Origin of the sequence: Peribacillus sp. B-H-3 (genome assembly GCF_048572925.1) — a bacterium.
Lineage (GTDB): Bacteria > Bacillota > Bacilli > Bacillales > DSM-1321 > Peribacillus.
Genome location: NZ_CP183879.1, coordinates 3,975,262 through 3,999,159, shown reverse-complemented (window position 1 = coordinate 3,999,159; position 23,898 = coordinate 3,975,262). Strand labels below are relative to the sequence as shown.

Genomic DNA, 23,898 nt, shown 5'->3' with positions numbered 1-23,898 from the left:
AAATAATCGACTCTATTTTGAAAGTGCAGAAGCATCGTAATGTATTTTTTAACACATTTTAGCTTAATTTTTATTTAGTTTATAAAGCAGTGCAGTTTAGGAAGGGCCTAGCAGGTAGCGTAAACATAATTAGAAATAGTGGTTCAATATTGAATTTATTACTATCTACAGAATACCTCTTAGATGTATTAATAAAAAAGCCAAATTTCTTTTGGCTTTTTATATTAGCATTTCCTTTACGTTGTAAATATACTGCGAATTTTATATGTAAAGACAATTTTTGGATTAAGAAATATTTATTTTTGAATTTTATATATAGTTAGGGGCATCCCACAGAGGATGCAACTGACATAAGTATTTAAGTTATTCAAGTAAAGGGCGCTTTTCCGAAATAAGAAAAGCGTCTTTTTTACGTCTCCCAAGGGTTATGAGAGTTTCTAGAAAATAGTAACTCCTAGATTGTTGAATAACTTTAGTATGAATTTTTCTCCATTTGACATAATAGAATCTAAATTAAATGGTTCATAACCTAGGAGAGTGAAGTTAAATGTTATTATCTGAAGCATGGGAGAAGTATCATTAGATAAGAAGATAGAGGGATATTCAGCTCTAACATTGAAAACCTATTGCTTTCAATATAATCTGTTATTAAGATTTTTTGGCGATATTGAAATGAATGAATTTACAATTAAAGGAACCAAAGTTGGGCAAAAGAATCCCAAAATTCCTTTCAGAACTTGAAATAGAACATCTTAGGGAAGCGTGCCAAATCCCCATGGAAAATGCATTATTTGAATTTATTTATTCTACCGGTTGTCGTATTGGAGAAGTTGTAAAACTCAATCGAGATGATATTAACTTCTCGACAAATTCTGTTATTGTACATGGAAAAGGCGATAAGGAAAGAGAAGTGTACTTCAATACTCGCTGCTCTTTATGGCTAAATAGATACTTAGACGAACGAGACGATGAGGATCCATGCCAGTTTATCACCGAAAGAAGACCCAAAAGACGTATGAGTATCGACCTTATGAGATATATCATCAAGCGTATTTCAAGTCATGCGGAAATAAAAAAGCGTATTCATCCGCATCAATTACGACATAGCTATCCGACTCACATGATCAACAACGGAGCACCTCTTGAAGTAATCCAAAGCTTACGTGGTCATGAGAAGAGTGAAACTACAAAAATATATGCGCAGCTCAGCGGAAAGTTGAGACATGATTTATATAGTAAATATTTTTGAAAGCTACTAAAAATAATATTTAATCGAAATAGACGCAAGCATAGATAAATGCGTGTCTTTTTGTATAGGGCCAGATAGTTGAAGAAGGATTACTGAATTTATATATAGAATAGAATTATAGATCTAAATATAAATCAATTTAAATTTGATAGTACAAGGAGAGTTTAATGGGAATTAATTTTAATAAATTTTTCAGAGATGAGTTAACGATTAATGACATACAAAAAGCGATGGAAAATGGAGAAGTATCTTCAAAAGAGTTGGTAATGTATTACCTGTCTAGAATAGCAAAGTATGACCAAGACGGCCCGAAAATAAATTCTATTCTTGAAATAAACCCTGACGCAATATTCATTGCTGAAGCATTAGATTATGAAAGAGTAACAAAAGGTGTTAGAGGACCTTTACATGGTATTCCTGTCTTTATTAAAGACAATATTGAAACAAATGATTCAATGCATACAAGTGCAGGAACAATTGCACTTGAGAATAATATTAGTGGTAAAGATGCATTTCTTGTTAAAAAACTCCGTAAAGCAGGCGCAGTTATCTTAGGTAAGACGAATATGACAGAATTAGCTAATGGGATGTCTTTTGAAATGTGGGCTGGCTACAGTTCGAGAGGCGGACAAGTATTAAATCCATATGGGGATGTTGATCTTTTTGTTGGTGGTTCAAGCTCAGGATCAGCAGTGGCGGTTGCTGCAAATTTTACCGTATTATCAGTAGGTACTGAGACAGATGCTTCTATTCTTAGTCCAGCTGTTACAAACTCTGTGGTTGGTATTAAACCTACTGTTGGTTTAGTTAGTCGCAGTGGGATTATTCCCTTTACATATTCTCAAGATACAGCAGGACCATTCGCAAGAACTGTTACAGACGCAGCAATTTTATTAGGAACTTTAACTGGAGTTGATAAGCTTGATCCTGCTACACATAAAAATGAAGGAAGGTTACAACAGGATTATACAGTTTATTTAGATTCTATGGGTCTTAAGGATGCTAAAATTGGAGTATTCAACAAAGCTTCTAATGATTATTATGAATCTGAAGAGTACGATGAGGAATTGTTTAATAATGTCATTCAAACACTAAAAAATGAAGGCGCACAGGTCTTTGAAAATATAGAGATTCCCTCTTTTCATAGAGAATGGAGCTGGGGAGTGTCATTATATGAATTGAAACATAGCTTAGAAAATTATCTTTCAAAATTACCATCGAATACACCTGTACATTCTATTGCTGAATTAATTCAGTTTAACAAAAATATCGAAGCAAAAGCATTAAAGTACGGTCAAAATAAGTTGGAGCTAAGAGAAAGTTTTCCTAATACATTAAGAAATCCTGAATATTTGAATGCAAAATTAGAAGATTTGTATTTTTCCCAGGAACAAGGCATTGATTTTGCCTTAAAGACGTATGGTCTTGATGTGTCCCTTCGTATATAGGTTCAACAATATGTGCGAAAGCTGGTTATCCTTCCATAGCTATACCTGCTGGATATATGAAAAGTGGAAGACCTTTTGGTTTCACTTTGGCAAGTACTGCTTTTAATGAAGGTGTTTTAATAAAAGTCGCTTATGCCTTTGAGCAGGCTACAAAGCATCGTAGAAGCCCAAACATAACATATTGATATACTTATACTCTCTTTTTTTAAATCACTTTTAATCAAAACTAAAGGGTGCTTATCTACAAGAAAAATGATTCATTCTAAGGCATGTGATCTTCAACAAATGGGCGCTTTAATTGAATAAAAGAAGAGCATATATTATACATAACTAATATGTGCTCTTCTTTATTTTTAAGGATTTTTATAATTTAGGTCTTGATAACATATATATTAAAGTCGTTTAAAAAATAATAAAGTCATTTAAAACTAAACGTCAGTTATGCTATTCAACAATCGGGCCAGATTGTGGAACAACACCAAGATATTTAGGTTATACTTTAGAATGTATTGTAAAATTTTGAGGTGTTTAATGTACAAGCAGGTTTAAGAAGGAATTTTCAATGCAGAACTGCTATAGTCGAAAGGTTTTGAGGCGAAATGGAACATTTTGAAAATGTGATTCAAACAAATGCTAAGTACCATGAGTTAGATGCAAATGCGAATATTATCTATAAATTTGTTATGAATTACAATGATTATATAAAAACAGCTCGTGATTATGGTACAGGGGAAATCATTAATATGGTTGAAGTACATACTCTTACTCTTATTGAAGAGAATCCAGGAATCACTGTTACTGAGGTAGCATTGGAGTGGAATCGTACAAAAGGTGCTGTATCACAGATTATTACCAAACTAGAAAAGCGAGATTTGATAATACGAAAAAAAGAAGCTGGAAATGCCAAGAACGTACATTTGTATGTTACTGATAAGGGAAAACTTCTAAGTATAGCACATAAGGATTATGATATTAAAGAACTCACTCGGGCTGATAAAACATTGCGTAATAGTTTTACTACTGAAGAAATTAATGTTTTTTATAAAGTTATGCAAAAGTATACTGAGTTGTTGGATATGCGTGATGTAGAAAAAAATGAGAAGTAATCATACATAAATTAAGCTTTATTGACAAATTATTGTTTAGAACCTAAACTATTAATGTTTAAGTTCTAAACATTTTTTGTTTTAGCCCATAAAATCATTACTAATAATGTTTTTAGGTCAATCCAGTTAGGAAAGGTGTTAATAAGATGATTTCTTTAAGAAATGTTCAAACTACAGATTTAGAACAGCTGTTATTAATTGAGAATGAAGGCTTTTCAATAGAAGAAGCTGCCACAAAAGAAGCGTTTGTGGAGAGGATTCAGTTGATAGCTGATACCTTTATTGTGGCAGAAAAGGAGGGGGAGATACTTGGTTATATTAATGGCCCTATTATTAATCAACCTTATATAACGGATAATCTTTTTAAGGAAATCAAAGAGAATCCGAAAAGAGGGGGATATCAGAGTATTTTAGGGTTAGCAGTGTCCAAACAGGCTAGAAATCAAGGAATTGCAAAGATTTTAATTGAGAAAATGGAAGAGCTTGTAGAAGAAAATGAAAGAGAAGGAATCACTTTAACATGTAAACAAGAATTAGTTTCTTTTTATGAAAGGTTTGGATTTGTTAACCATGGTATGTCTGAATCAAAACATGGTGGAGTAAACTGGTATAACATGGTCAAATTAAGAAAAGGGATGAAATGATTCTTTATTCCGTAATCGGGCGCTATTCTCGAATAAGATGCGCTTTTTTGAAAGAGAGCAAATTAATTAAGTAACATTCTAATGAAAGAGGAAAAATATGGACATTCAAGAGGTAATTAAAGAATTAAATAATAAAGAAATAATCCATTCGAGTGCCGTTGAGTATGAACAATTAAATGGAGGCACTGTAAGTGACTTGTATCTCCTGAGTACCAATGATGGTGCAAGATATGTCGTTAAGTTGAATGAACCGCAAGTTCTTCAATCTGAGGCGAATTTTCTTACCTTTTACAAGGATTTATATCTATTACCTCGTCTTCTCTTTGTTGAACCATCAGATAATTACATAGTTTATGCATTCATTACTGGTTCTACAAATTATGTAAGAAAAAATAAACAGGAAGTGCTAAAAGCACTTGTGCAAGGGCTTATTAACCAGTATAAGGCCGTGCCAAATGATATTGGTTGGGGATGGGCGGATGAATTAACAGATTCTTGGCAAAGTTTTCTTTTGAATGAAATTATTGAAGCAAATAAGATTTTAGATTCATACCTAGAAAAAGATGAGTTTACCTTTGTGCTTAACCTTGTCAAAAGTTCAAAAATAAATAACCTAGACAGAGAACCATTTTTATTGCACGGGGATTGTGGAGTGCACAATTTCATCTATAATGATGGACGTTTAATTGGTGTGATTGACCCGACTCCTGTTATCGGAGACCCCCTTTATGATTTAATCTATGCATTTTGTTCTTCACCAGATGATTTATCTAAAGAAACGATCATTTCAGCAGCGAGTCACTTACTAATTAAAGAAAACATAAGTGAACAATTATTATATGAGAAAGTACTTATTGGATTATATCTCAGGTTAGCAACCTGTATTAGACATCATCCAAATGATTTAAATGACTATCTAAAAGCTTGGATTTACTGGAAGGATATAATCAAAGAAACATAATAGTTATTCAGCTAAAGAGCACGATTGTTGTATAACCTCTAGATTTAAACGACTTTTTTGTTTTATTTTTGGTATAGAAAAAGTGTTTTACATGAAAATTAAACAACTTTATTTAACACCGCCCATATTTACGGACGGTGTTATGAGAGTTTATAGCATTGAAATTAAACAACTGTATTGTCACCGATCATGGCCAAATCTTTAAGATACAAAAAAGCAGCGCCCGCCTGGGATCGCTGCCTCTCTGTTAGACTCATAGTTTTAGAGAAAGAATACCCTTTTTTACGACTAACTTACTTCTTTGTTTGGCAATAGAAGGTGACTGCCTTTTTTAATATCATATTGTTTCTCCCATTTTGCCATTACTACTGTAATCTTAGGCGATCGTTATAACGGAAATAAGGGAATCCCAACCGAAGTACTCGAGGCTGCCAAACCATATGTTGATGTGTTATATGTTCAATACTTTCCAAGTAATAACGAAGAAGGTTATCAACAAATGAAGGAATATTTAACCAAATGGCAAGCTTTGATGGATAAGCCAGTCATTAATGCTGATATTGGTAACTGGTGCCAAACAAAAATGAAATCAAATAGAGTGAGTGATTTAAAGACTCAAGCTGATCGGGCTCGTGACTATATTGAATCAATCAGTTCGCTTATCAACGAACCATGGTTCATAGGATGGCATTGGTGTGCGCATGTTGAAAACAAAGCAAGAGGCTGGGGAATTAAGGATCCATATGATCAACCTTACCATGATTTCATTAACCCTGTGAAAGGGTTTAATAAGGGAATTTACGAAAAAATTTAATTTAAAATTCCTCCTAGTACTTTATATCTACTTTGGGGTAGGCAATGTATCGATCGGCTTTGCTAGTTTTGGTGTTGACCAGCATTTTGGCTCTTTTTAGTTGATGCTTGACGCTACTTCAGCACTTGATTACACAACAGAAAAAGAAATAGTAACAGGTTTTTGTTCCATTACAATGGGCACTGGAATGTGATTATTTTCCCTGCATTTCCAGGAGATAATTATCTATCCATATTTTTTTTATTAAAAAAGAAATGGTAAGTTATAAAAAGCTGCAGGATCAAATCCCGCAGCTTACACTGTTCTTTTCCTAGTAATCATCAAATAAACAACCATCGCGAGCACAACCGAGATGGCAGCTGTGATATAGATGCTGCTGTACCCGAAAATGTGGCTGATTTGGCCAAAGGCCATCGCGCCGACGCCGACTCCGAGGTCGAAGAAGGAGAAGAAGGTGGCGTTGGCCATTCCTTTTCGGTTGCGTTCGGCGTTTTCGATGCTCCAGGCTTGAAGCGCCGGCTGAACCGAACCGAATCCGAAGCCGTACAAAAAGGCTGCGATTAAAAGAATGGTTGTGTTGGGCAGCCAGGCAAGGAGGATCATGGCGATGACAATCAGCGCAGTGGCCGGAATGAACACGGCGCGGTGGCCTCTCGCGTCATATAATCTTCCTGCAAAGGTCCGGGTCAAAAGCAGGGCAATGGCATATACAAGGAAGTACCATTGAATCCCGGAGATGCCTTTTTCCGCTGTGTACAGAGGCAGAAAGGCTGCAATGCCGCCGAAGGTAACGGTGATGAAAAAGAGAAGCAGGGACGGCTTAAGCGCGCTTTTTTCGTAAAAGTCCCACTTAACGGTTACGGTATCAACCGAAGCCTTTTCCACCTGTTTAAAGCGTATTTGAGAAGAAAGCAGCATGGCCATGAGCCCAAGTCCTGCACAGATAAAGAACAATTCCTTAAAAGGAAGTGTTCCGGATAGGGCGAGGCCAAGCGACGGGCCGAAAGCTAAAGCCAGGTTTCCGGATAAACCGAAATATCCCATCCCTTCTCCGCGGCGTGTTACCGGGATCAGGTCAGTTGCAATCGTACCGGAGGCGGTGGTTGAGTATCCCCAGCCCACTCCCTGGACAATCCGCATTGCAAACAGCATGAATATGCTGACCAGAAATCCAAAGGATCCGACGGAAACAACAAAAATCGCCAAGCCAAGTATGTATACAAATCGTCTGCCTTTTGACTCCAGCGCATGTCCGGCAAAGGGACGGGTCAAAAGGGCTGAGAATGTGAAGATTCCGACCACAAAACCGATCAGCTGATCATTGCCTCCCAGATGCTCGACAAACAAGGGGATGGTCGGTAATGTCATCTGAAAGCCGAGAAAAATAAAAAAATTGGCCAGGCAAATCAGGATAAAATCGTGTGTCCAAATTCTTTCCTTGCGCTGTAAAGCTTCTTTAACTAATGGTTCACTCATGCTGGTTTCACCCTCTATATACTAATGATGACTATATTTTACAGGAAAAATACATAGCAGGCTATTGTTTAACATCATAAAACTTACGGAAACTGAAATATTTTCGGGGCATGCAAAAGGAATGAACTTTTTAAAACAGCCGCTGTTAAGTCCATTCCTTCATTTTCTATTCAAAATCATATGTCACCTATCATTCTTCGTTCTTCATAATCCGCGAATCATTGCTAAGTGATTGCAGTATATATATTTTGTCCTGTGACGCAAGAATCCTCCAAATACCGGCTTTAATACTCATTCTGTTTCACTCCTTATATTTTTTAGGAAATTGTAAAACCAGAAGCTGCCTTTAATGTCTTATACCGCCATTTTATGTAAATGAAACACCCGAATTTGCTACAAATTTTGTACCATTGGCCAAGAAAAAAGAACCATGATCTCATTTTCCTTACATATTGATATCAGGAGTGGAGATGGCTCTATATATAGATAAAAGCATTCAAAATATGCCGAGTGATTTTTTCTTTTTAATGCGCTGTGGTGCATCTTTCAGGATGGAAGTGCCTTCAATGACATACTGCGGATTTTCGCGAAAAAGGAATTCCGTGTCTTTTCCTAATTTTTTTTCGATTATATCGTATGCCTTGGATAATTGAAGAGCCTCCCTGCTGCCGTTATGGTTAGTTGAGATGAAATGGGCAAGGTTGCTGTCAATCATTTGCAGGGAAAATCTTTGGATATTACGTTTGTGGTCGCCCATGATGCTCGACGTGCCTATCATGGTCAGTGCGCCCCTCCTGACAAGCTCATACAGCAAATCCGGCTGCTCCATAATCTGCGGGTTGTGCTCCAGTCCAGCAAGTATCGGAATCAGCCCTTTTATCTGCAAATCGTACAAAAGCTGCTCGGTATACTTAGGCACATGATCATAAGGAAGCTCCAAAAGCAAATACTTTCCGTCATTCAGCGGCAAGATTTCACCGTTATCTATATCGGCAATAAGATCTCCGTATATTTTCGTTTTCTGCCCCGGATAGACTGTCAGTGGAATGTCCTCCTGCTGCAGTTCCGCATTCAAACGCTCTGTATTCAAGAGGATATCTTGCTTGAAATTATCGTATTTCCCATTTTTATGATGCGGGGTAGCAAACACTGCAGAAATGCCTGCGGCAGAAAATTTTCTGGCCATCTCCACGCTAGGGGACATACTTTCAGGACCATCGCCGCATCCTGGCAATATATGTGTACTGATATCGATCATACGTATAATCCTCCTGTTAAAGTAATAAACTGGTAGTTTAATCCTACCATAGAGCTATTAGACGCAGAACCAATACTTTTCTTATAATTTCGACGGCATTATACAGAAAATATAACTGAAAGAATTTTACAAATAATTTGGAGGTGGGTATACTTTAACAAGGGAGAGTATTTTTGTTGATCGGTAGTTTTATTGCTGTATTTGGTGGATGATTGCAGGAATTGCAGCCCAAATTCTCGGTTTTTCGACATTCCCGTTTCTTGGCAATTTGGCGGGAAAATGACCGGGTATTGCAGTTTTAAAATTAGACATGATCCCGCTGTGTAGGGCATTGGCCTTGGGACTGATAGTATTCCAAAAACTAACCCTGGCTGCCAATCAAGCAATCCAAAAACCGTGTTTCTTCTTATTATATTACTTCTGCTTGAAGCTTTAAAACTTCTGTATTATATCTAGCTTTTGCTCGTTTAGTTTTTTTGGAATATTATAAATTTAAGTTAACTATTAAACATTTGTTAAAGCCTCCGATACCCTCAATAAGAGGTTAAGGGCAAAATCACTGAAAAGTGATGACGCAAAGCTATAGGGATCTCTGTCAGGAATCGACAAGATCAGCCAGCTGCCATCAAACATTAAAGGAGAACAGTTGATGTCAAAATATTGGATGACCCCGGAAGTTATGATTAAGAGAAAAGAAAGAAGAAAAAAGCTTATCCTTGCCGCAGCTATTATTGGTGCCATGGTTTTAAGCGCACTCATCACCATCATGGCCAATCAAATATAAACGAAAGAAACGCCCTGGAAAACATCCAGGGCGTTTCTTTCGTTTATGAACCTGTAAGATAATCGGCAACATAATCTCCCCAGAGCTTATATCCTTTATCGTTGGGGGATTGTTCAGTTGTTAAATCTTCTTTTATTGCAGCAGTCGACGGTTCTGGCCATGCCGCCCAGTGGTTGATGTAGGAAATTTTATTTTCCTTCGCATACTTTTTGAGCTCATTCACCTGTCCGGGATAATATTTGGCTCCGTAGATCGGGTTTGGCGGCTGCAGAACGAATTGTGTATCTTTTTTATTTTTCTTCACATCATCGATGATTTTCGTCAGTGTATAAAAAGAATCTTTGAGAGCAACATGGCTGTTGTCAGCAAGTGTAAAGGATTCAAGGATAATCATATCTCCTTGTTCATCCATCAGCTTTTTGGGCTGATCACTCCTCACATATTCCAAGCTGCTGCCTTCAGTCTGCACAACACTAGTAATAATCGTATCTCCGTATGCTTCTTTCACTTTCGATATGGCTTCTTTCGACCATCCTTTTGCATCTGGACCGGCGAATACAATCTTAAACTTCTGGTTTGCTTCTGCTTTCTTTTTATAAAGAGCTGCGCTTTCTTCCGGCCAGTTTCCCGGTACTTTTACTAAATCTTGATTTTTTTCCTCCTCCACAGGTTCCTGTACAGCGATATCTCGTATTTTTCCTGAACCAGCGGCTTTGCTAATTTCATCTTTCCAGTGCATGTTGCCAAGAAAGATAATGGCGATACAAGCAAGAATGGTGAAGATCGTGGTGAAAATTTTCATAAGACACTCCTTACCCTTTTTCAAATATTTTAATCATGTAATTAATTCCAAAAATGAAAAATATGTAGCGTGTTACTTGGTTTTGTTATTTAATGAATTACAGGATTCACCAAATCTATTAAAATTATTACAAACAATTGATATTTTGACAATAGACTATGATATAATACTTCAAGGTTTTTACATTTATTGAAGCGGGAGGAAACAATGGAAGAGACAATTAGTTTAAAAGAGTTATTCAGCACAATCCGGAAACGTTTAAGCTTGATCCTGATCATCACAGTGCTGGCAGCCATGGCCAGTGCGGTAGTCAGTTATTTTTTTCTAACCCCCATATATGAGGCATCAACGCAAATTCTCGTCAACCAAACCAAGGATAAAAACGCGGTATACAACCCCAATGAAGTGCAGACCAACTTACAATTAATCAATACATATAACGTGATTATCAAAAGTCCTGTTATTCTGGATAAGGTTGTCAGCAACTTAAATCTCGATGGGACCGGAAGAGGGCTCAGTAATAAGATTACCGTAGCCAGTGAACAAAATTCACAGGTTGTAAACATTACAGTGGATGATCCCAACCCGGTAACGGCAGCGGAAATTGCCAACAACACGGCAGAAGTTTTCCAAAAGCAAGTTGTTAGCATCATGAAAGTGGATAACGTAAAAATCCTGTCAAAAGCAGATGTTGCAGACTATCCATCTCCTGTTAAGCCAAAGCCGCTGCTGAACATTGCAATAGCACTGATCGTGGGTCTGTTGGCAGCAATTGGGCTGACATTCTTGCTGGAATACTTGGATAACACAATTAAGACCGAGCAGGATATTGAAAAACTATTGGAACTTCCTGTACTGGGAGTCATTACAACGATTAATGAGCAAGAAGATATGAATTCAAGAACTGGCAGAACGGCAAAAGGACGAGGTGAAAGCATTGGCTCCTAAAAAGAAAATGTTTGAACATAAAAGAAAGCTTGTCACAAGACTAAATCCAAAGTCCCCGATTTCCGAGCAATACCGGACCATCAGGACAAATATCCAGTTTTCCTCGGTTGATAAGGAAATCCGGACACTCGTCGTGACTTCATCAGGACCGACAGAAGGAAAATCAACAACGGTGGCCAATCTGGCAGTCGTGTTTGCGCAGCAGGGCAAGTCTGTACTGCTGATTGATGCGGATCTCAGAAAGCCGACGGCACATTATACATTCAATTTAACCAATACCTTTGGATTAACAACTGTTTTAACGAAGCAAATGGAATTAAGGGACGCAGCAGTAAAGACAGAGGAAAAGAACCTGTTCATTTTAACAAGCGGTCCGATTCCGCCTAATCCGGCTGAACTTCTCGGCTCAAAAGCAATGGAAGAGTTCATGGAAACAGTGAAGGAAGAGTTCGACATCATTTTGTTTGATACACCGCCATTACTAACCGTTACCGATGCCCAGGTGCTTGCAAACCGCAGTGATGGCACGATATTAGTAGTTTCAAGCGGAAGAACGGAAACAGATGCAGCAGTTAAGGCAAAAGAAGCCCTTACTTCCGTGAATGCAACCATCTTGGGCGTTGTATTGAATAATAAAAAGGTAAAAGAAGGTCAGTATTACTATTATTATGGCGGAAAGTAAAATATATTATGCAAATAACTTCCGAAAATATAGGTAATATGATAGATTAATTAGAAATAATATGGAAAAGATGGGAGATGGCGCAATGATTGACATACATTGTCATATACTGCCTGGAATTGATGATGGGGCAAAGACAATCCAAGACAGCTTAGAAATGGCCAAGCTTGCCGTACAAGAAGGCATCACGTCAATTATTGCCACTCCGCATCACAAAAACGGAAGCTACGATAATACAAAAACAGATATTTTAAGCAAAGTAAAAGAGCTAAACGAAGTATTGAAAAATGCATTTATCCCTCTCACCATCCTGCCTGGCCAGGAAACAAGAATTTACGGTGAAATTCTTGAAGATTATGAAGCTGGTGAAATTCTTCCTTTGAATATCAGCAGCACCTACCTATTCATTGAGCTGCCTTCAGGCCATGTACCGCGCTATACCGAACGCTTGCTGTACGATGTACAGAATAAGGGATTAACTCCAATCATTGTCCATCCAGAAAGAAATCAGGAGCTGATTCAAAACCCGGATATCCTGTACCAGCTAGTGAAGAACGGTGCATTAACTCAAGTCACAGCCTCCAGCCTTGTCGGTTACTTCGGAAAAATCATTAAAAAATTCTCCCATCAGCTTATTAAAGCAAATTTAACTCATTTCGTTTCATCAGATGCCCACAATATCACGAACCGCAGCTTTAAAATTATCGAGGCATTGGATGAAATTGAAAAGCAGTACGGTGTTGACATGATTTATTTCTTCCAGGAAAATGCTGAGCTTTTAATTCAGGGACATGCTGTTTATAAAGAAGTTCCAGAAAGAATCACAAAAAAGAAATTTTTAGGATTATTTTAAAAACATAATAACTGTCAGGAAAACCCTGACCGGCGATGCTTTCTGTCCGTTATCCAGGAAAGCACTCGGTTGTGCTGTGGGAAAGCTTTTTTCCTTAGACGCGTGTGTCGTCAGTAGCATGATGTGAGGACGGGTTTGATGCCCATTTTTAATTAATTATTTCACTCTTATAAATATCTGATGATAGGACATGTCAAGACACGTGCATTATCATTAGATATTTATTTTTGTGACAACTGCTTTTATACGTTAAGGAGGAAAAGATTTTGCGGAAGGTCAAAAAAGCCATCATACCGGCAGCCGGGTTAGGGACCAGATTCTTGCCGGCAACAAAAGCAATGCCAAAGGAAATGCTTCCGATTGTAGATAAACCAACCATCCAATACATCGTGGAAGAAGCAGTTGCTTCTGGAATAGAAGAAATTATTATCGTGACGGGCAAGGGAAAACGGGCGATAGAGGATCATTTCGATCACGCATGGGAGCTTGAACAAAATCTGCTAGAAAAAGATAAGCTGGATATTTTAGAGAAAGTCCGCTATTCAAGCAATCTTGCAGATATTCACTATATAAGACAGAAAGAGCCTAAAGGACTTGGCCATGCGGTATGGTGTGCGCGAAACTTTATTGGCGATGAACCTTTTGCTGTGTTACTTGGAGACGATATTGTCCAAAGTGAAACACCATGTTTGCGGCAATTATTGGACCAATATGATGAAACACTATCGTCTGTCATTGGTGTACAGACAGTGCCTAATGAAGAAACACATCGCTATGGGATCATTGATCCTGCAGCACAGGAAGGACGCCGCTATCAAGTGAATAATTTTGTGGAAAAACCGAGTATGGGTACAGCGCCGTCTAACCTAGCCATCATGGGACGATATATTCTCACACCCGAAATATTCAGGTTCCTTGATCGCCAGGAAAAAGGAGCAGGCGGTGAAATACAGCTGACAGATGCCATTCAGCAATTAAACCAAATTCAAAGAGTATTTGCCTATGATTTTGAAGGCAAGAGATATGACGTAGGGGAGAAAGCTGGTTTCGTAAAGACAACAATTGAATTCGCCCTTCAAAATGAAGAGATTAAAGATGAAATTCTTTCATTTCTAGAGCAGAGCTTAACAATATATAGAGTGAAAAATTCCTAGTTAAAGAGGAGGTTGCGCGTGGCTTATAGACGTAGGTTACCACTGTTAGTGTTACTAGATTCAATTATTGTTTTATTTTCTATTTTTGTAGGTTATTTTGTCCTGAATCCTTATATGGATGTTTATACTATCCCAATGCTATGGGTGAGTTCGATTACCCTATTATTCAGCCATCATTTATTCGCTTCAGCTTATCGTTTATACCAAAAGGCATGGGAATATGCAAGTATAGGTGAACTGTTAGCCATTGCAAAGGCAGTTACCTTTTCAGCTTTAACAACCTCATTTGTCCAATTGATAATCAACCACGACATATATTTTAGGGTACTAGGCTTAACATGGATGATGCATATTATATTAATTGGAGGGTCGCGGTTTTCCTGGAGAGTTTTTCGCGATCGTCATGTTATCTCATCCCCTAATAAAAAACGAACTTTAATTATTGGAGCTGGATCAGCGGGAACTATGGTCGTGAGACAGTTATTACGTAACCACGATTCAGAACTGGAACCAGTGGCTTATATTGATGATGATCCAAAGAAAAACAAACTGCAATATTTTGGGATTCCGGTGGTAGGAAATTCTAAAACAATCGTTCAAATAGTGGATAAAATGGAAATAGAAAATATTGTGATTGCAATACCCTCCCTAGGTAAAAAGGAACTAAAGCGTATTTTTGAGGAATGCTCAAAGACGAATGCAAAAACACAAATTATGCCCATGATTGAAGACATCATGCTTGGAAAAGTATCCGTCAATCAATTAAGGGATGTGCAAGTCGAGGATCTGCTGGGAAGGGAACCGGTTGAATTAGATATTGATAGTATTTCTGAATATATTACGAATAAAACTGTACTAGTAACGGGAGCAGGAGGATCAATTGGTTCTGAAATTTGCCGGCAAATATGCAGATTCTCACCAAGTAAAATTATATTAGTTGGTCATGGAGAGAACAGCATCTATCAAATTGACATGGAATTAAAAAATCAGTACAAAGATGCCATTCAAATTATTCCTGTGATTGGTGATGTGCAGGATCGATTAAGAATGTTTGAAGTTTTTCAAGAGCATCTGCCCCATGTTGTCTATCATGCTGCTGCACACAAACATGTCCCGTTAATGGAATATAATCCATTAGAGGCTGTGAAAAACAATATTTTTGGCACCAAAAATGTTTCTGAAGCGGCTGATACTTTTGGCGTGAAAAAATTTGTGCTCATTTCTTCTGATAAAGCTGTTAACCCAACGAATGTGATGGGGGCGACCAAACGTGTGGCTGAAATGGTCATTCAATTGATTGATAAAAAAAGCCAAACGAACTTTGTTGCTGTGCGCTTCGGGAACGTTCTCGGCAGCAGGGGATCCGTTATTCCCTTGTTTAAAAAACAAATCCAGGCAGGCGGTCCGGTCACAGTTACCCATCCGGATATGACCCGCTACTTCATGACTATTCCGGAAGCATCAAGGCTGGTCATTCAAGCTGGGTCATTGGCAAAAGGCGGGGAAATCTTTGTACTTGATATGGGAGAGCCAGTCAAAATCGTTGATCTTGCCCAAAACCTGATCACACTGTCAGGATATTCTATAGAAGAAATCGGCATTGAATTCTCAGGAATCAGGCCAGGGGAGAAGATGTATGAAGAACTACTCAACGAAAATGAAGTCCATCCGGAGCAGGTGTTTCCAAAGATACACATTGGAAAAGCAGCTGTTGTCGAAGATCCAATCTTTTATGAGTTTATTGCCAGCTTGATTGATAAAGATAACGTGACTTTGAAGAAGCTGTTGGTAGAGATTGCGAATACGAAGGATGGGTTAAGAGAGGTAATGAGGGAAGCAGTTAGCTTTTCATAAGGAACCCTTAAGCTTGATTAATCTTACAAATATTATAAGTCAGTTTGTTGGATACGAGACGTTTGTTATGTTAGGTAACAATTTTGTTCACTTCCCATAACAAACGTGTTTTGAATAAAATTCATAATATAGGCATTTGGTATAATCGAGACTTGTTAATATTACTCTTTTTGCTTAGCCTCCTTATAGGAAACCTGCTTATACAGAAAAAGATAAAATCATGTATGAGAATATTCAATTCAATTTTCAAAGAAGTTTACTCGCAGTTACTAATAGAAAGCAACGTCGATATGCTTAGGGTGTGGTTGTTCATTACTTACAGGAGTATAAAAAGTAATGTATCCCAACTTATGTACTTATTGTCTATATTGGTGGGAATGTTCAATGTAGGTTTTATTTTAGGAAGAATGACATTATTGGAGGCAACGATGAGGAGGAAGAAGATTGTGAATGGCAAATTTCTTTCTACTAATTAGTTTTCGCTTAGAAAAAGTACTGAGGTATAAAGGATTGAATGTTGAATAGGAACTGAGTGTCGTACATAGATTGAACGCTAGAAGCCCTGCCAGATAAGGGGGTTGAGGCATTTTTAGTGAGAGTTATAGATTATTGAATGGTATATATAATAGTAAGAAACTCGGTTAAAGGTGATTTAGGTTGAAAACCTATTTCGTATTTGCTTGCAGATTGAATAGATATTACGAGGTGGCTATGAGAAGTAGATTGATTTAGTGGTTTAGTAGTTGGTTGGAATGAAAGGCGTTCTTATTAAGTCCTAATCTACTAAAAATATTTACTTTAACAGGGGAAGGAAGTCTAGAAGATGGAGTCGACAAAAGTGAAAGAAAGAATATTCCTCTCTTCACCACACATGAGTGATGAGGGTTTTGAAATGCAATATGTTATGGAAGCTTTTGATACAAACTGGATTGCACCCCTTGGTGAAAACGTAAATGGATTTGAAAGAGAGTTGGCTGAGAAGGTTGGTTCCAAGGCTGCTGCTGCACTATCTTCAGGAACAGCTGCTATTCATCTAGCTCTTAAAGCAGCAGGAGTCGGAGAAGGAGATATTGTATTCTGTCCAACACTTACTTTCTCTGCTACTGCAAATCCAATCATCTATCAAAATGCTATTCCTGTATTTATTGATAGTGATTATGAAACTTGGAATATGAGCCCAAAAGCATTAGAAGAAGCATTTGAAAAGTATCCAGAAGTAAAGGCGGTACTGGTTGTTCATCTATATGGTTTGTCGGCAGATATGGACAAAATTCTGGAGATTTGTAAGAAACATAACGTAGCGGTTATTGAAGATGCTGCTGAGTCTCTGGGTACTTACTATAAAGGTAAACATACTGGAACTTTAGGTGACTATGGCATCTTCTCTTTCAATGGAAACAAGATTATAACAACTTCTGGGGGTGGAATGCTTGTTTCTAATAATGAAGAGAGAATTGCTAAGGCAAGATTTTGGGCCACTCAATCCCGCGATCAAGCAAGGCATTATCAACATAGTGAATTAGGATTTAATTATCGGATGAGTAATGTTGTTGCTGGGATTGGTAGAGGGCAGCTTAAGGTGTTGGATCGGAGAGTTGAGAAAAAAAGATATATTTTTGAATTTTATAAGAGAGAACTTGGTGAACTTGAGGGTGTGGAGTTCATGCCAAGTAATGAGTGGAATGAACCGAACTATTGGTTAAGTTCTATGACTTTAAATGGCAAGATCAGACCGATTGATATTATGGAGGTCCTTGAAAAAGAGAATATTGAGTCAAGGCCAGTTTGGAAGCCTATGCATATTCAACCATTTTTTGAAAAGTATGATTTTGTTGGTGAAGGTGTATCAGTGAGGTTATTTGAGAATGGTGTTTGTCTGCCGTCTGATACGAAGATGACAGATGAGGATTTAGAAAGAGTTGTAAAGATTATTAAAAGGTTGTGGTTAAATTAATGAGGAATTCCAAAGGTGGTATTTATAGAAGATTCATAAAAAGACCCATGGATTTCATACTATCATTGATTGCAATTATTGTTCTTAGTCCGATATTTCTAGTGGTTGCTATTCTTGTGAGAACGAAACTGGGTAGCCCAGTGCTTTTTAAACAAAAAAGACCTGGGTTTAACGAAGAGATTTTTATGATGTATAAGTTTAGGACTATGACGGATGAGAGAGATGAAAATGGAAATCTACATACTGATAGTATTAGGTTGACTAAGTTTGGCAAATTGCTACGTTCTACATCTCTTGATGAACTACCGGAGCTTTTTAATATCTTTAAGGGTGATATGTCTATTATCGGCCCTAGGCCACTATTGGTACAGTATCTACCATTGTATAACGATTATCAAAAACGACGTCATGAAGTAAGACCGGGACTATCTGGCTTGTCTCAAATTAGTGGTAGAAATGCAATCAGTTGGGAAGATAAATTTAATCTCGATGTTGAATATGTTGATAATGTAAGCTTCATAGGTGATTGGAAGATTATTTTAATGACCATAAAGAAAGTGTTTGTTAGAGAAGGTATCAATTCGGAAACCGCTTCTACAATGGAGCCTTTTAAGGGAACTAAAAAGGAAAGAATGGAACTATGAAAAACAAACTTCTTATAATAGGTGCCAGTGGACACGGCAAAGTAGTTGCAGACATTGCATTAAAAATGAATATATGGCAATGTGTTGCTTTTTTAGATGATGAAGAAAACATTAAATCGTCAATGGGAATAGAAGTCATTGGGAGCTCAGATAAAGTTTTTGAGCACATAGAAGAGTACCAAATATTTGTTGGTATAGGTAATAATGCTTCTAGACAAAGGATTCATAAGATGCTTGAAACAGTAGGTGCCAGTATTCCGGTTTTAATTCACCCTAATGCAGTAGTTGGAGAGCAAGTGGAAATTGGAATTGGGACTACTGTCATGGCGGGAGCAATCATTAATTGCTGCACGAAAATAGGTAAAGGTTGCATTATCAACACTGGTTCTACAATAGACCATGATAATTGTATTGAGGATTTTGTTCATATATCACCGGGAGCTCATTTAGCAGGGACGGTTAAAGTTGGACAAGGGTCATGGTTAGGGATTGGTAGTGTAATTAGTAATAATATAAAAATCACCAACGGATGTAAAGTGGGTGCTGGTTCTGTAGTGGTTAAGGATATAACTGAACCGGGGGTTTATGTTGGTGTTCCAGTTAGGAGAGTATAGGAATATGAAAATACTTGTATTGGCTAATTTTGGAATGGGGTTATATAACTTTAGAAAAGAGTTATTAGAGGAATTAATTAAGGAGAATAATGAAGTTTACATTTCTTTGCCTGATGATGAGTATGTATCTAAGTTAGAAAAAATAGGTTGTAAGTTTGTAGATACCCATTTAGAAAGAAGGGGGACAAATCCAGTAAAGGATTTTAAGTTATTGCTTGATTATATTAGAATAATAAAACGAATTAAACCGGATGTCGTTTTAACATATACAATTAAGCCAAATGTTTATGGAGGTATTGCATGTGCAATAACTAAAACTCCATATATTACAAATATAACAGGTCTTGGTACTTCTGTTGAAAATAAGGGAGTAATTCAGAAAATTACACTAATGCTTTATAAGCTAGGATTAAAGAAAGCGTCATGTGTATTTTTTCAAAATAGAACAAATCGAATGTTTTTCAAAGACAATAGAATCGTTGAGAGTAAGACAAGGTTAATTCCGGGCTCAGGGGTGAATTTAGAACAACATAAATATGAAGAATATCCGATGAGTGATGAGGTAGTGCAATTCCTCTTTATTGGGCGAATTATGAAAGCGAAGGGAATAGAAGAATTACTAGAAGCAGCCAAATTGGTGAAAGCCAAATATCCAAACATACAATTTCATTTAATTGGTGGTAGTGAAGAAAATTATAATGAAAAATTAGATGAATTAGAAAGACAAGATGTAATTAAATACCACGGGCAGCAAGATGACGTACATTCGTTTATTAAAAAATCACACGCAATAATTCTCCCTTCTTATCATGAAGGATTAGCTAATGTCCTTCTGGAATCTGCATCTTCCGGTCGCCCAGTGTTGGCTTCGAGAGTACCTGGTTGTGTCGAAACGTTTGAAGATGGAGTAACAGGTTTTGATTTTGAGGTTAGGGAGGTTGAAAGCTTAGTTAAAGCAGTATTAAGATTCATTAACTTACCCTATGAACAAAAAAGAGAAATGGGAATGGCTGGACGAAGAAAAATGGAAAATGAATTTGATAGGAATATTGTTATAAAGGCTTATATGGATGAAATAAGAATGACAATTAACGAGGAGAATAGTAATGAACTTGTACGAAAAATTAGTTAACAAAGAAGAGAAAATATCTCTAATTGGATTAGGTTATGTTGGGATGCCAATTGCCGTTTCCTTTGCAAAAAAGGCTGATGTAATTGGCTTTGATGTAAATAAACAAAAAATTGAACTTTATATAAATGGTGTAGATCCTACAAAAGAAGTGGGAAATGAAGTAATTAATAATACAACAGTTGATTTTACTTCAGATGAAACAAGACTAAGAGAAGCAAAGTTTCATATTGTTGCAGTACCTACACCTGTAAGAGATGATCATACACCTGATTTAACGCCAGTAGAATCTGCAAGTCGTACCTTGGGTAGAAACTTAACAAAAGGTTCAATAGTTGTCTTTGAATCCACTGTTTATCCAGGTGTAACTGAAGACATCTGCGTTCCAATTTTAGAAAAGGAATCAAGTCTAAAGTGTGGAGTGGATTTTAAAGTTGGTTATTCACCAGAAAGAATCAATCCTGGTGATAAAGTTCATAGACTAGAGACCATTATAAAAGTTGTATCAGGCCAAGATGAAGAAACGTTAGATACTGTTGCAAAAGTGTATGAACTAGTTGTTGAAGCTGGTGTGCATAAAGCAGCAAGTATTAAAGTGGCTGAAGCTGCTAAGGTCATAGAGAATTCCCAACGTGATATTAATATTGCTTTTATGAATGAGCTTTCCATCATATTCAATAAAATGGGGATTGATACAAAAGCAGTACTTGAAGCGGCTGGAACGAAATGGAACTTCCTTAATTTCTCACCAGGGCTGGTTGGTGGGCACTGTATAGGGGTGGATCCATACTACCTAACGTATAAAGCTGAGCAAATGGGTTACCATTCTCAAATCATTCTTTCAGGAAGAAAAATAAATGATGATATGGGTAAATATGTAGCTGAAAGTACCGTAAAGAAAATGATAAAGGCAAATAAACAAATAAATGGGGCAAAAGTAGCTATCTTTGGTGTTACATTTAAAGAGAACTGTCCGGATGTAAGAAATACAAAAGTAGTTGATGTAATTAGAGAATTAGAAGAGTACGGAATAGACGTCAAAGTTGTAGATCCTGCAGCGGATAAAATAGACATATGGAATGAGTATAGAATAACACTTAGCAATATTGAAGAAATAAAAGGTATTGACGCTGTTATCTTCGCAGTTCCACATGATGAGTTTAAAACCATTCAATTAGTAGATGTAAAAAGAATGTTTGAACCAAAAGAATATAATTTAAAAGCTATGATTGAAGTAGCGGCAACATCCGAGTTTAATATAGCAGTTGATAGAAAAGATAGTGTATTAGTGGACATTAAAGGAATGTTTAATAGAAATGAAGCTGAAAGTGCGGGCTTCTTATATTGGAGGTTATAAAAATGGGATATGAAAATATAAAGTTTCTAGAGGGTAGTAAATTTTTAGTTACTGGCTCAGCAGGGTTTATTGGCTCCAATTTAGTAGAAGCCATTCTTAAGCTAGGTTATCAAGTTAGAGGACTTGATAATTTTTCAACTGGTAAAAAAGAAAATGTAGAAGAGTTTATAGGCAATCCTAACTATGAATTTATTGAAGGGGATATTCGTGATCTTGACACATGCATGGAGTCTTGTAAAGATATCGATTATGTTTTAAATCAAGCAGCGTGGGGGAACGTTCCAAGAAGTATAGAGATGCCTTTGTTATACGAAGAGATTAATATAAAGGGCACTTTAAATATGATGGAGGCGGCTAGACAAAATGGTGTGATGAAATTTGTTTATGCTTCAAGCTCATCTGTTTATGGTGACGAGCCTAATCTCCCTAAAAAAGAAGGTAGAGAGGGAAATGTATTGTCACCCTATGCTTTGACTAAAAAAGTAGATGAGGAGTATGGAAAGCTTTATACCAAGTTATACGGTCTTGATACTTATGGCTTACGTTACTTTAATGTATTTGGCAGAAGGCAGAACCCGAATGGTGCTTATGCTGCGGTTATACCAAAATTTATTAAACAAATGCTTAATGATGAGCAACCAACAATTAATGGTGATGGAAAGCAGAGTCGTGACTTTACTTATATAGAAAATGTGATTGAAGCAAATATTAAGGCTTGTAATGCTTCTCATGAAGCTGCAGGACAGGCTTTTAATATAGCTTATGGGGGAAGAGAGTTTTTAATTGATATTTATATGCAGTTACAGAATGCATTAGGAAAGGATATTCAGCCGATTTTTGGTCCAGAGCGGAAAGGTGATATTAAGCATAGTAATGCTGATATTAATAAAGCAAAAGAAATGTTAGGTTATAATCCAGATTGGAGCTTTGAAAGAGGAATTGATGCAGCAATTGAGTGGTATAAGGAGAATTTAATGTAACAAGATTTAGGGGAGGTTAGTAAATGGAAAGTAAGAAAAATATATCAATTTATGTACGTAATGAAGATATTACACCTTCCAGTTATTATAGAATAATTCAATACTCTAAACGCTTTACAGGTATTGTCACTGTAAGAAATATTGCTCCAAAAAAATTATATAAAATCCATTTAAACTCAAATAAAAGTCTTAAAATTATAAGACTATCTATCGGAAGTCTATACTACATGGTAATGGTTGTTAGGGTTTTGTATTATCTAATGATTGATTATATTCTTAAGCCCAAACTTGTTATTGTATCAAAGACATTTTGCCCTAGATATTCACCTTTAATACTTAATTTTTTGTTAGAAAAGGTAGCTAAACACTCACAGTTGATATGGGATTTTGATGACTATATTTTTATCAGTGGAGAAATATCAAAAAAGCAAGCTGATATTTTAGAAAAAAATAGTAAATTTATTGTTGTTACTAGTAAATTTTTAAAATCTAAAATTAGCTTAAAATATCAGAGTAAAGTAATAATATTACCAACTACTGATGGTGATTTCCAAGGGTTTAATGAATCTGATTTGATGGAAAAAAGAGGATCTACTTTTGGTCATGAAATAAAATTAGTTTGGGTTGCAACTGCAGGAAATATTCCCAATTTATTAAAAGTTATTGATGTATTAGATAAGACTGCAGCTTTATTAAAAGAAAGACAGAATAAAGAATTGGTTCTCACTGTAATTTGTAATGAACCTATCAAAATAGAAGTTCAACATTTAACAATCAAAAATATAGAGTGGACAAGAAGAAGAGCTATGGAGGAGATTTTTGCAGCTCATATAGGAATAATGCCATTGATATTAAATGATTACTCACTTGGAAAAGGTGGATTTAAGCTCGTTCAGTATATATCAACAGGTTTACCTGTGGTAGCTTCAAAAGTGGGGTTTAATGAAGAGGTTGTTGATGAGAATAATGGAATACTAGTTGATGATCAAGAGACAAACGATGATTGGGTTAATGCAATTTTAAATTTAAGTCATTCATATGATGAATGGGAAAAATATAGTTATGCTGCTTATAATAAATGGAAAAAATGCTTTTCGTATGATGAAAATCTAAAAGTGTGGAGAGAAATTGTAAGTTTAGGGTGAATTTTAAACAATCATTAAAGCAGTTTAAAACCTATAAATTTA

At 36.6% G+C, this 23,898-nt stretch carries 20 protein-coding genes, 2 pseudogenes and 1 riboswitch; of the genes and pseudogenes, 19 read left to right on the top strand and 3 right to left on the bottom strand.

The features are described 5' to 3' along the window. The first annotated feature begins 547 nt into the window (after positions 1 to 547). From ACN6MY_RS20005 to ACN6MY_RS19980, 6 genes and pseudogenes are all read left to right on the top strand, one after another. Positions 548 to 1,249 (top strand): annotated as a pseudogene (locus ACN6MY_RS20005) (tyrosine-type recombinase/integrase). Between the two features lie 167 nt (positions 1,250 to 1,416). Further along, positions 1,417 to 2,882, top strand: a pseudogene (locus ACN6MY_RS20000) (amidase family protein). Positions 2,883 to 3,296: 414 nt separating this feature from the next. Further along, the gene (locus ACN6MY_RS19995; protein WP_419881738.1) at positions 3,297 to 3,803 is read left to right on the top strand and encodes a MarR family winged helix-turn-helix transcriptional regulator; all 507 of its coding nucleotides are present in this window, start codon (positions 3,297 to 3,299) and stop codon (positions 3,801 to 3,803) included. A gap of 146 nt (positions 3,804 to 3,949) precedes the next feature. Beyond that, on the top strand, positions 3,950 to 4,447 hold the full coding sequence (locus ACN6MY_RS19990) for a GNAT family N-acetyltransferase (RefSeq protein WP_419881737.1): 498 nt from the start codon (positions 3,950 to 3,952) through the stop codon (positions 4,445 to 4,447). 97 nt (positions 4,448 to 4,544) lie between these two features. Next, entirely contained in the window at positions 4,545 to 5,408 is an 864-nt protein-coding gene (locus tag ACN6MY_RS19985; protein WP_419881736.1) for an aminoglycoside phosphotransferase family protein, read from the top strand. Positions 5,409 to 5,907: 499 nt separating this feature from the next. Continuing rightward, positions 5,908 to 6,222 (top strand): hypothetical protein, encoded by a 315-nt coding sequence (locus ACN6MY_RS19980; protein WP_419881735.1) that lies wholly within the window; start codon positions 5,908 to 5,910, stop codon positions 6,220 to 6,222. 294 nt (positions 6,223 to 6,516) lie between these two features. On the opposite strand, the gene ACN6MY_RS19975 is transcribed toward ACN6MY_RS19980, so the two are convergent. Then, the gene (locus ACN6MY_RS19975; protein WP_419881734.1) at positions 6,517 to 7,698 is read right to left on the bottom strand and encodes an MFS transporter; all 1,182 of its coding nucleotides are present in this window, start codon (positions 7,696 to 7,698) and stop codon (positions 6,517 to 6,519) included. Positions 7,699 to 8,194: 496 nt separating this feature from the next. Beyond that, the gene (locus ACN6MY_RS19970) at positions 8,195 to 8,956 is read right to left on the bottom strand and encodes a tyrosine-protein phosphatase (protein WP_419881733.1); all 762 of its coding nucleotides are present in this window, start codon (positions 8,954 to 8,956) and stop codon (positions 8,195 to 8,197) included. Between the two features lie 539 nt (positions 8,957 to 9,495). Further along, a riboswitch (cyclic di-GMP riboswitch) is annotated at positions 9,496 to 9,583 on the top strand. Positions 9,584 to 9,605: 22 nt separating this feature from the next. Here ACN6MY_RS19970 and ACN6MY_RS19965 point away from each other — a divergent pair. Continuing rightward, positions 9,606 to 9,740, top strand: coding sequence for a hypothetical protein (locus ACN6MY_RS19965; RefSeq protein ID WP_419881732.1), 135 nt, complete (start codon positions 9,606 to 9,608; stop codon positions 9,738 to 9,740). A gap of 43 nt (positions 9,741 to 9,783) precedes the next feature. On the opposite strand, the gene ACN6MY_RS19960 is transcribed toward ACN6MY_RS19965, so the two are convergent. Further along, positions 9,784 to 10,542: an SGNH/GDSL hydrolase family protein gene (locus ACN6MY_RS19960; RefSeq protein ID WP_419881731.1), complete on the bottom strand. Its 759-nt coding sequence runs from the start codon at positions 10,540 to 10,542 to the stop codon at positions 9,784 to 9,786. A gap of 207 nt (positions 10,543 to 10,749) precedes the next feature. On the opposite strand from ACN6MY_RS19960, the gene ACN6MY_RS19955 reads away from it, so the two are divergent. From ACN6MY_RS19955 to ACN6MY_RS19900, 12 genes are all read left to right on the top strand, one after another. Beyond that, entirely contained in the window at positions 10,750 to 11,490 is a 741-nt protein-coding gene (locus ACN6MY_RS19955; RefSeq protein ID WP_419881730.1) for a YveK family protein, read from the top strand. Further along, positions 11,480 to 12,172 carry a CpsD/CapB family tyrosine-protein kinase gene (locus tag ACN6MY_RS19950; RefSeq protein ID WP_419881729.1) on the top strand — a complete coding sequence of 231 codons (693 nt, stop codon included), beginning with the start codon at positions 11,480 to 11,482 and terminating at the stop codon, positions 12,170 to 12,172. The genes ACN6MY_RS19955 and ACN6MY_RS19950 overlap by 11 nt, the downstream gene beginning before the upstream one ends. A gap of 85 nt (positions 12,173 to 12,257) precedes the next feature. Further along, the gene (locus ACN6MY_RS19945) at positions 12,258 to 13,025 is read left to right on the top strand and encodes a tyrosine-protein phosphatase (protein WP_419881728.1); all 768 of its coding nucleotides are present in this window, start codon (positions 12,258 to 12,260) and stop codon (positions 13,023 to 13,025) included. A 266-nt stretch (positions 13,026 to 13,291) separates the two neighbouring features. Then, complete coding sequence (gene galU, locus ACN6MY_RS19940) at positions 13,292 to 14,179, top strand: UTP--glucose-1-phosphate uridylyltransferase GalU (protein ID WP_419881727.1); 888 nt, start codon at positions 13,292 to 13,294, stop codon at positions 14,177 to 14,179. A gap of 18 nt (positions 14,180 to 14,197) precedes the next feature. Beyond that, entirely contained in the window at positions 14,198 to 16,033 is a 1,836-nt protein-coding gene (locus ACN6MY_RS19935; protein WP_419881726.1) for a polysaccharide biosynthesis protein, read from the top strand. A gap of 838 nt (positions 16,034 to 16,871) precedes the next feature. Next, positions 16,872 to 17,987: a DegT/DnrJ/EryC1/StrS family aminotransferase gene (locus tag ACN6MY_RS19930; protein ID WP_419884234.1), complete on the top strand. Its 1,116-nt coding sequence runs from the start codon at positions 16,872 to 16,874 to the stop codon at positions 17,985 to 17,987. Next, positions 17,987 to 18,631, top strand: a complete 645-nt coding sequence (locus tag ACN6MY_RS19925; RefSeq protein ID WP_419881725.1) for a sugar transferase — start codon at positions 17,987 to 17,989, stop codon at positions 18,629 to 18,631. The genes ACN6MY_RS19930 and ACN6MY_RS19925 overlap by 1 nt, the downstream gene beginning before the upstream one ends. Then, a complete protein-coding gene (locus ACN6MY_RS19920) occupies positions 18,628 to 19,245 on the top strand; it encodes an acetyltransferase (RefSeq protein ID WP_419881724.1) in 618 nt (205 codons plus the stop codon). The genes ACN6MY_RS19925 and ACN6MY_RS19920 overlap by 4 nt, the downstream gene beginning before the upstream one ends. A 4-nt stretch (positions 19,246 to 19,249) precedes the next feature. Beyond that, positions 19,250 to 20,377, top strand: a complete 1,128-nt coding sequence (locus ACN6MY_RS19915) for a glycosyltransferase family 4 protein (protein ID WP_419881723.1) — start codon at positions 19,250 to 19,252, stop codon at positions 20,375 to 20,377. Next, on the top strand, positions 20,352 to 21,731 hold the full coding sequence (locus tag ACN6MY_RS19910) for a nucleotide sugar dehydrogenase (RefSeq protein ID WP_419881722.1): 1,380 nt from the start codon (positions 20,352 to 20,354) through the stop codon (positions 21,729 to 21,731). The genes ACN6MY_RS19915 and ACN6MY_RS19910 overlap by 26 nt, the downstream gene beginning before the upstream one ends. 2 nt (positions 21,732 to 21,733) lie before the next feature. Then, a complete protein-coding gene (locus ACN6MY_RS19905; RefSeq protein WP_419881721.1) occupies positions 21,734 to 22,711 on the top strand; it encodes an SDR family oxidoreductase in 978 nt (325 codons plus the stop codon). A 23-nt stretch (positions 22,712 to 22,734) separates the two neighbouring features. After that, the gene (locus ACN6MY_RS19900) at positions 22,735 to 23,856 is read left to right on the top strand and encodes a glycosyltransferase (RefSeq protein ID WP_419881720.1); all 1,122 of its coding nucleotides are present in this window, start codon (positions 22,735 to 22,737) and stop codon (positions 23,854 to 23,856) included. Positions 23,857 to 23,898: the final 42 nt, after the last annotated feature.

Excerpts from the sequence above, each read along its gene's own strand:
- ACN6MY_RS19995 (WP_419881738.1), top strand. The coding sequence starts at position 3,297 with ATGGAACATTTTGAAAATGTGATTCAAACAAATGCTAAGTACCATGAG.
- ACN6MY_RS19990 (WP_419881737.1), top strand. The coding sequence starts at position 3,950 with ATGATTTCTTTAAGAAATGTTCAAACTACAGATTTAGAACAGCTGTTA.
- ACN6MY_RS19985 (WP_419881736.1), top strand. The coding sequence starts at position 4,545 with ATGGACATTCAAGAGGTAATTAAAGAATTAAATAATAAAGAAATAATC.
- ACN6MY_RS19980 (WP_419881735.1), top strand. The coding sequence starts at position 5,908 with ATGAAGGAATATTTAACCAAATGGCAAGCTTTGATGGATAAGCCAGTC.
- ACN6MY_RS19975 (WP_419881734.1), bottom strand. The coding sequence starts at position 7,698 with ATGAGTGAACCATTAGTTAAAGAAGCTTTACAGCGCAAGGAAAGAATT.
- ACN6MY_RS19970 (WP_419881733.1), bottom strand. The coding sequence starts at position 8,956 with ATGATCGATATCAGTACACATATATTGCCAGGATGCGGCGATGGTCCT.
- ACN6MY_RS19965 (WP_419881732.1), top strand. The coding sequence starts at position 9,606 with ATGTCAAAATATTGGATGACCCCGGAAGTTATGATTAAGAGAAAAGAA.
- ACN6MY_RS19960 (WP_419881731.1), bottom strand. The coding sequence starts at position 10,542 with ATGAAAATTTTCACCACGATCTTCACCATTCTTGCTTGTATCGCCATT.
- ACN6MY_RS19955 (WP_419881730.1), top strand. The coding sequence starts at position 10,750 with ATGGAAGAGACAATTAGTTTAAAAGAGTTATTCAGCACAATCCGGAAA.
- ACN6MY_RS19945 (WP_419881728.1), top strand. The coding sequence starts at position 12,258 with ATGATTGACATACATTGTCATATACTGCCTGGAATTGATGATGGGGCA.
- ACN6MY_RS19925 (WP_419881725.1), top strand. The coding sequence starts at position 17,987 with ATGAGGAATTCCAAAGGTGGTATTTATAGAAGATTCATAAAAAGACCC.
- ACN6MY_RS19920 (WP_419881724.1), top strand. The coding sequence starts at position 18,628 with ATGAAAAACAAACTTCTTATAATAGGTGCCAGTGGACACGGCAAAGTA.
- ACN6MY_RS19915 (WP_419881723.1), top strand. The coding sequence starts at position 19,250 with ATGAAAATACTTGTATTGGCTAATTTTGGAATGGGGTTATATAACTTT.
- ACN6MY_RS19910 (WP_419881722.1), top strand. The coding sequence starts at position 20,352 with ATGAACTTGTACGAAAAATTAGTTAACAAAGAAGAGAAAATATCTCTA.
- ACN6MY_RS19905 (WP_419881721.1), top strand. The coding sequence starts at position 21,734 with ATGGGATATGAAAATATAAAGTTTCTAGAGGGTAGTAAATTTTTAGTT.
- ACN6MY_RS19900 (WP_419881720.1), top strand. The coding sequence starts at position 22,735 with ATGGAAAGTAAGAAAAATATATCAATTTATGTACGTAATGAAGATATT.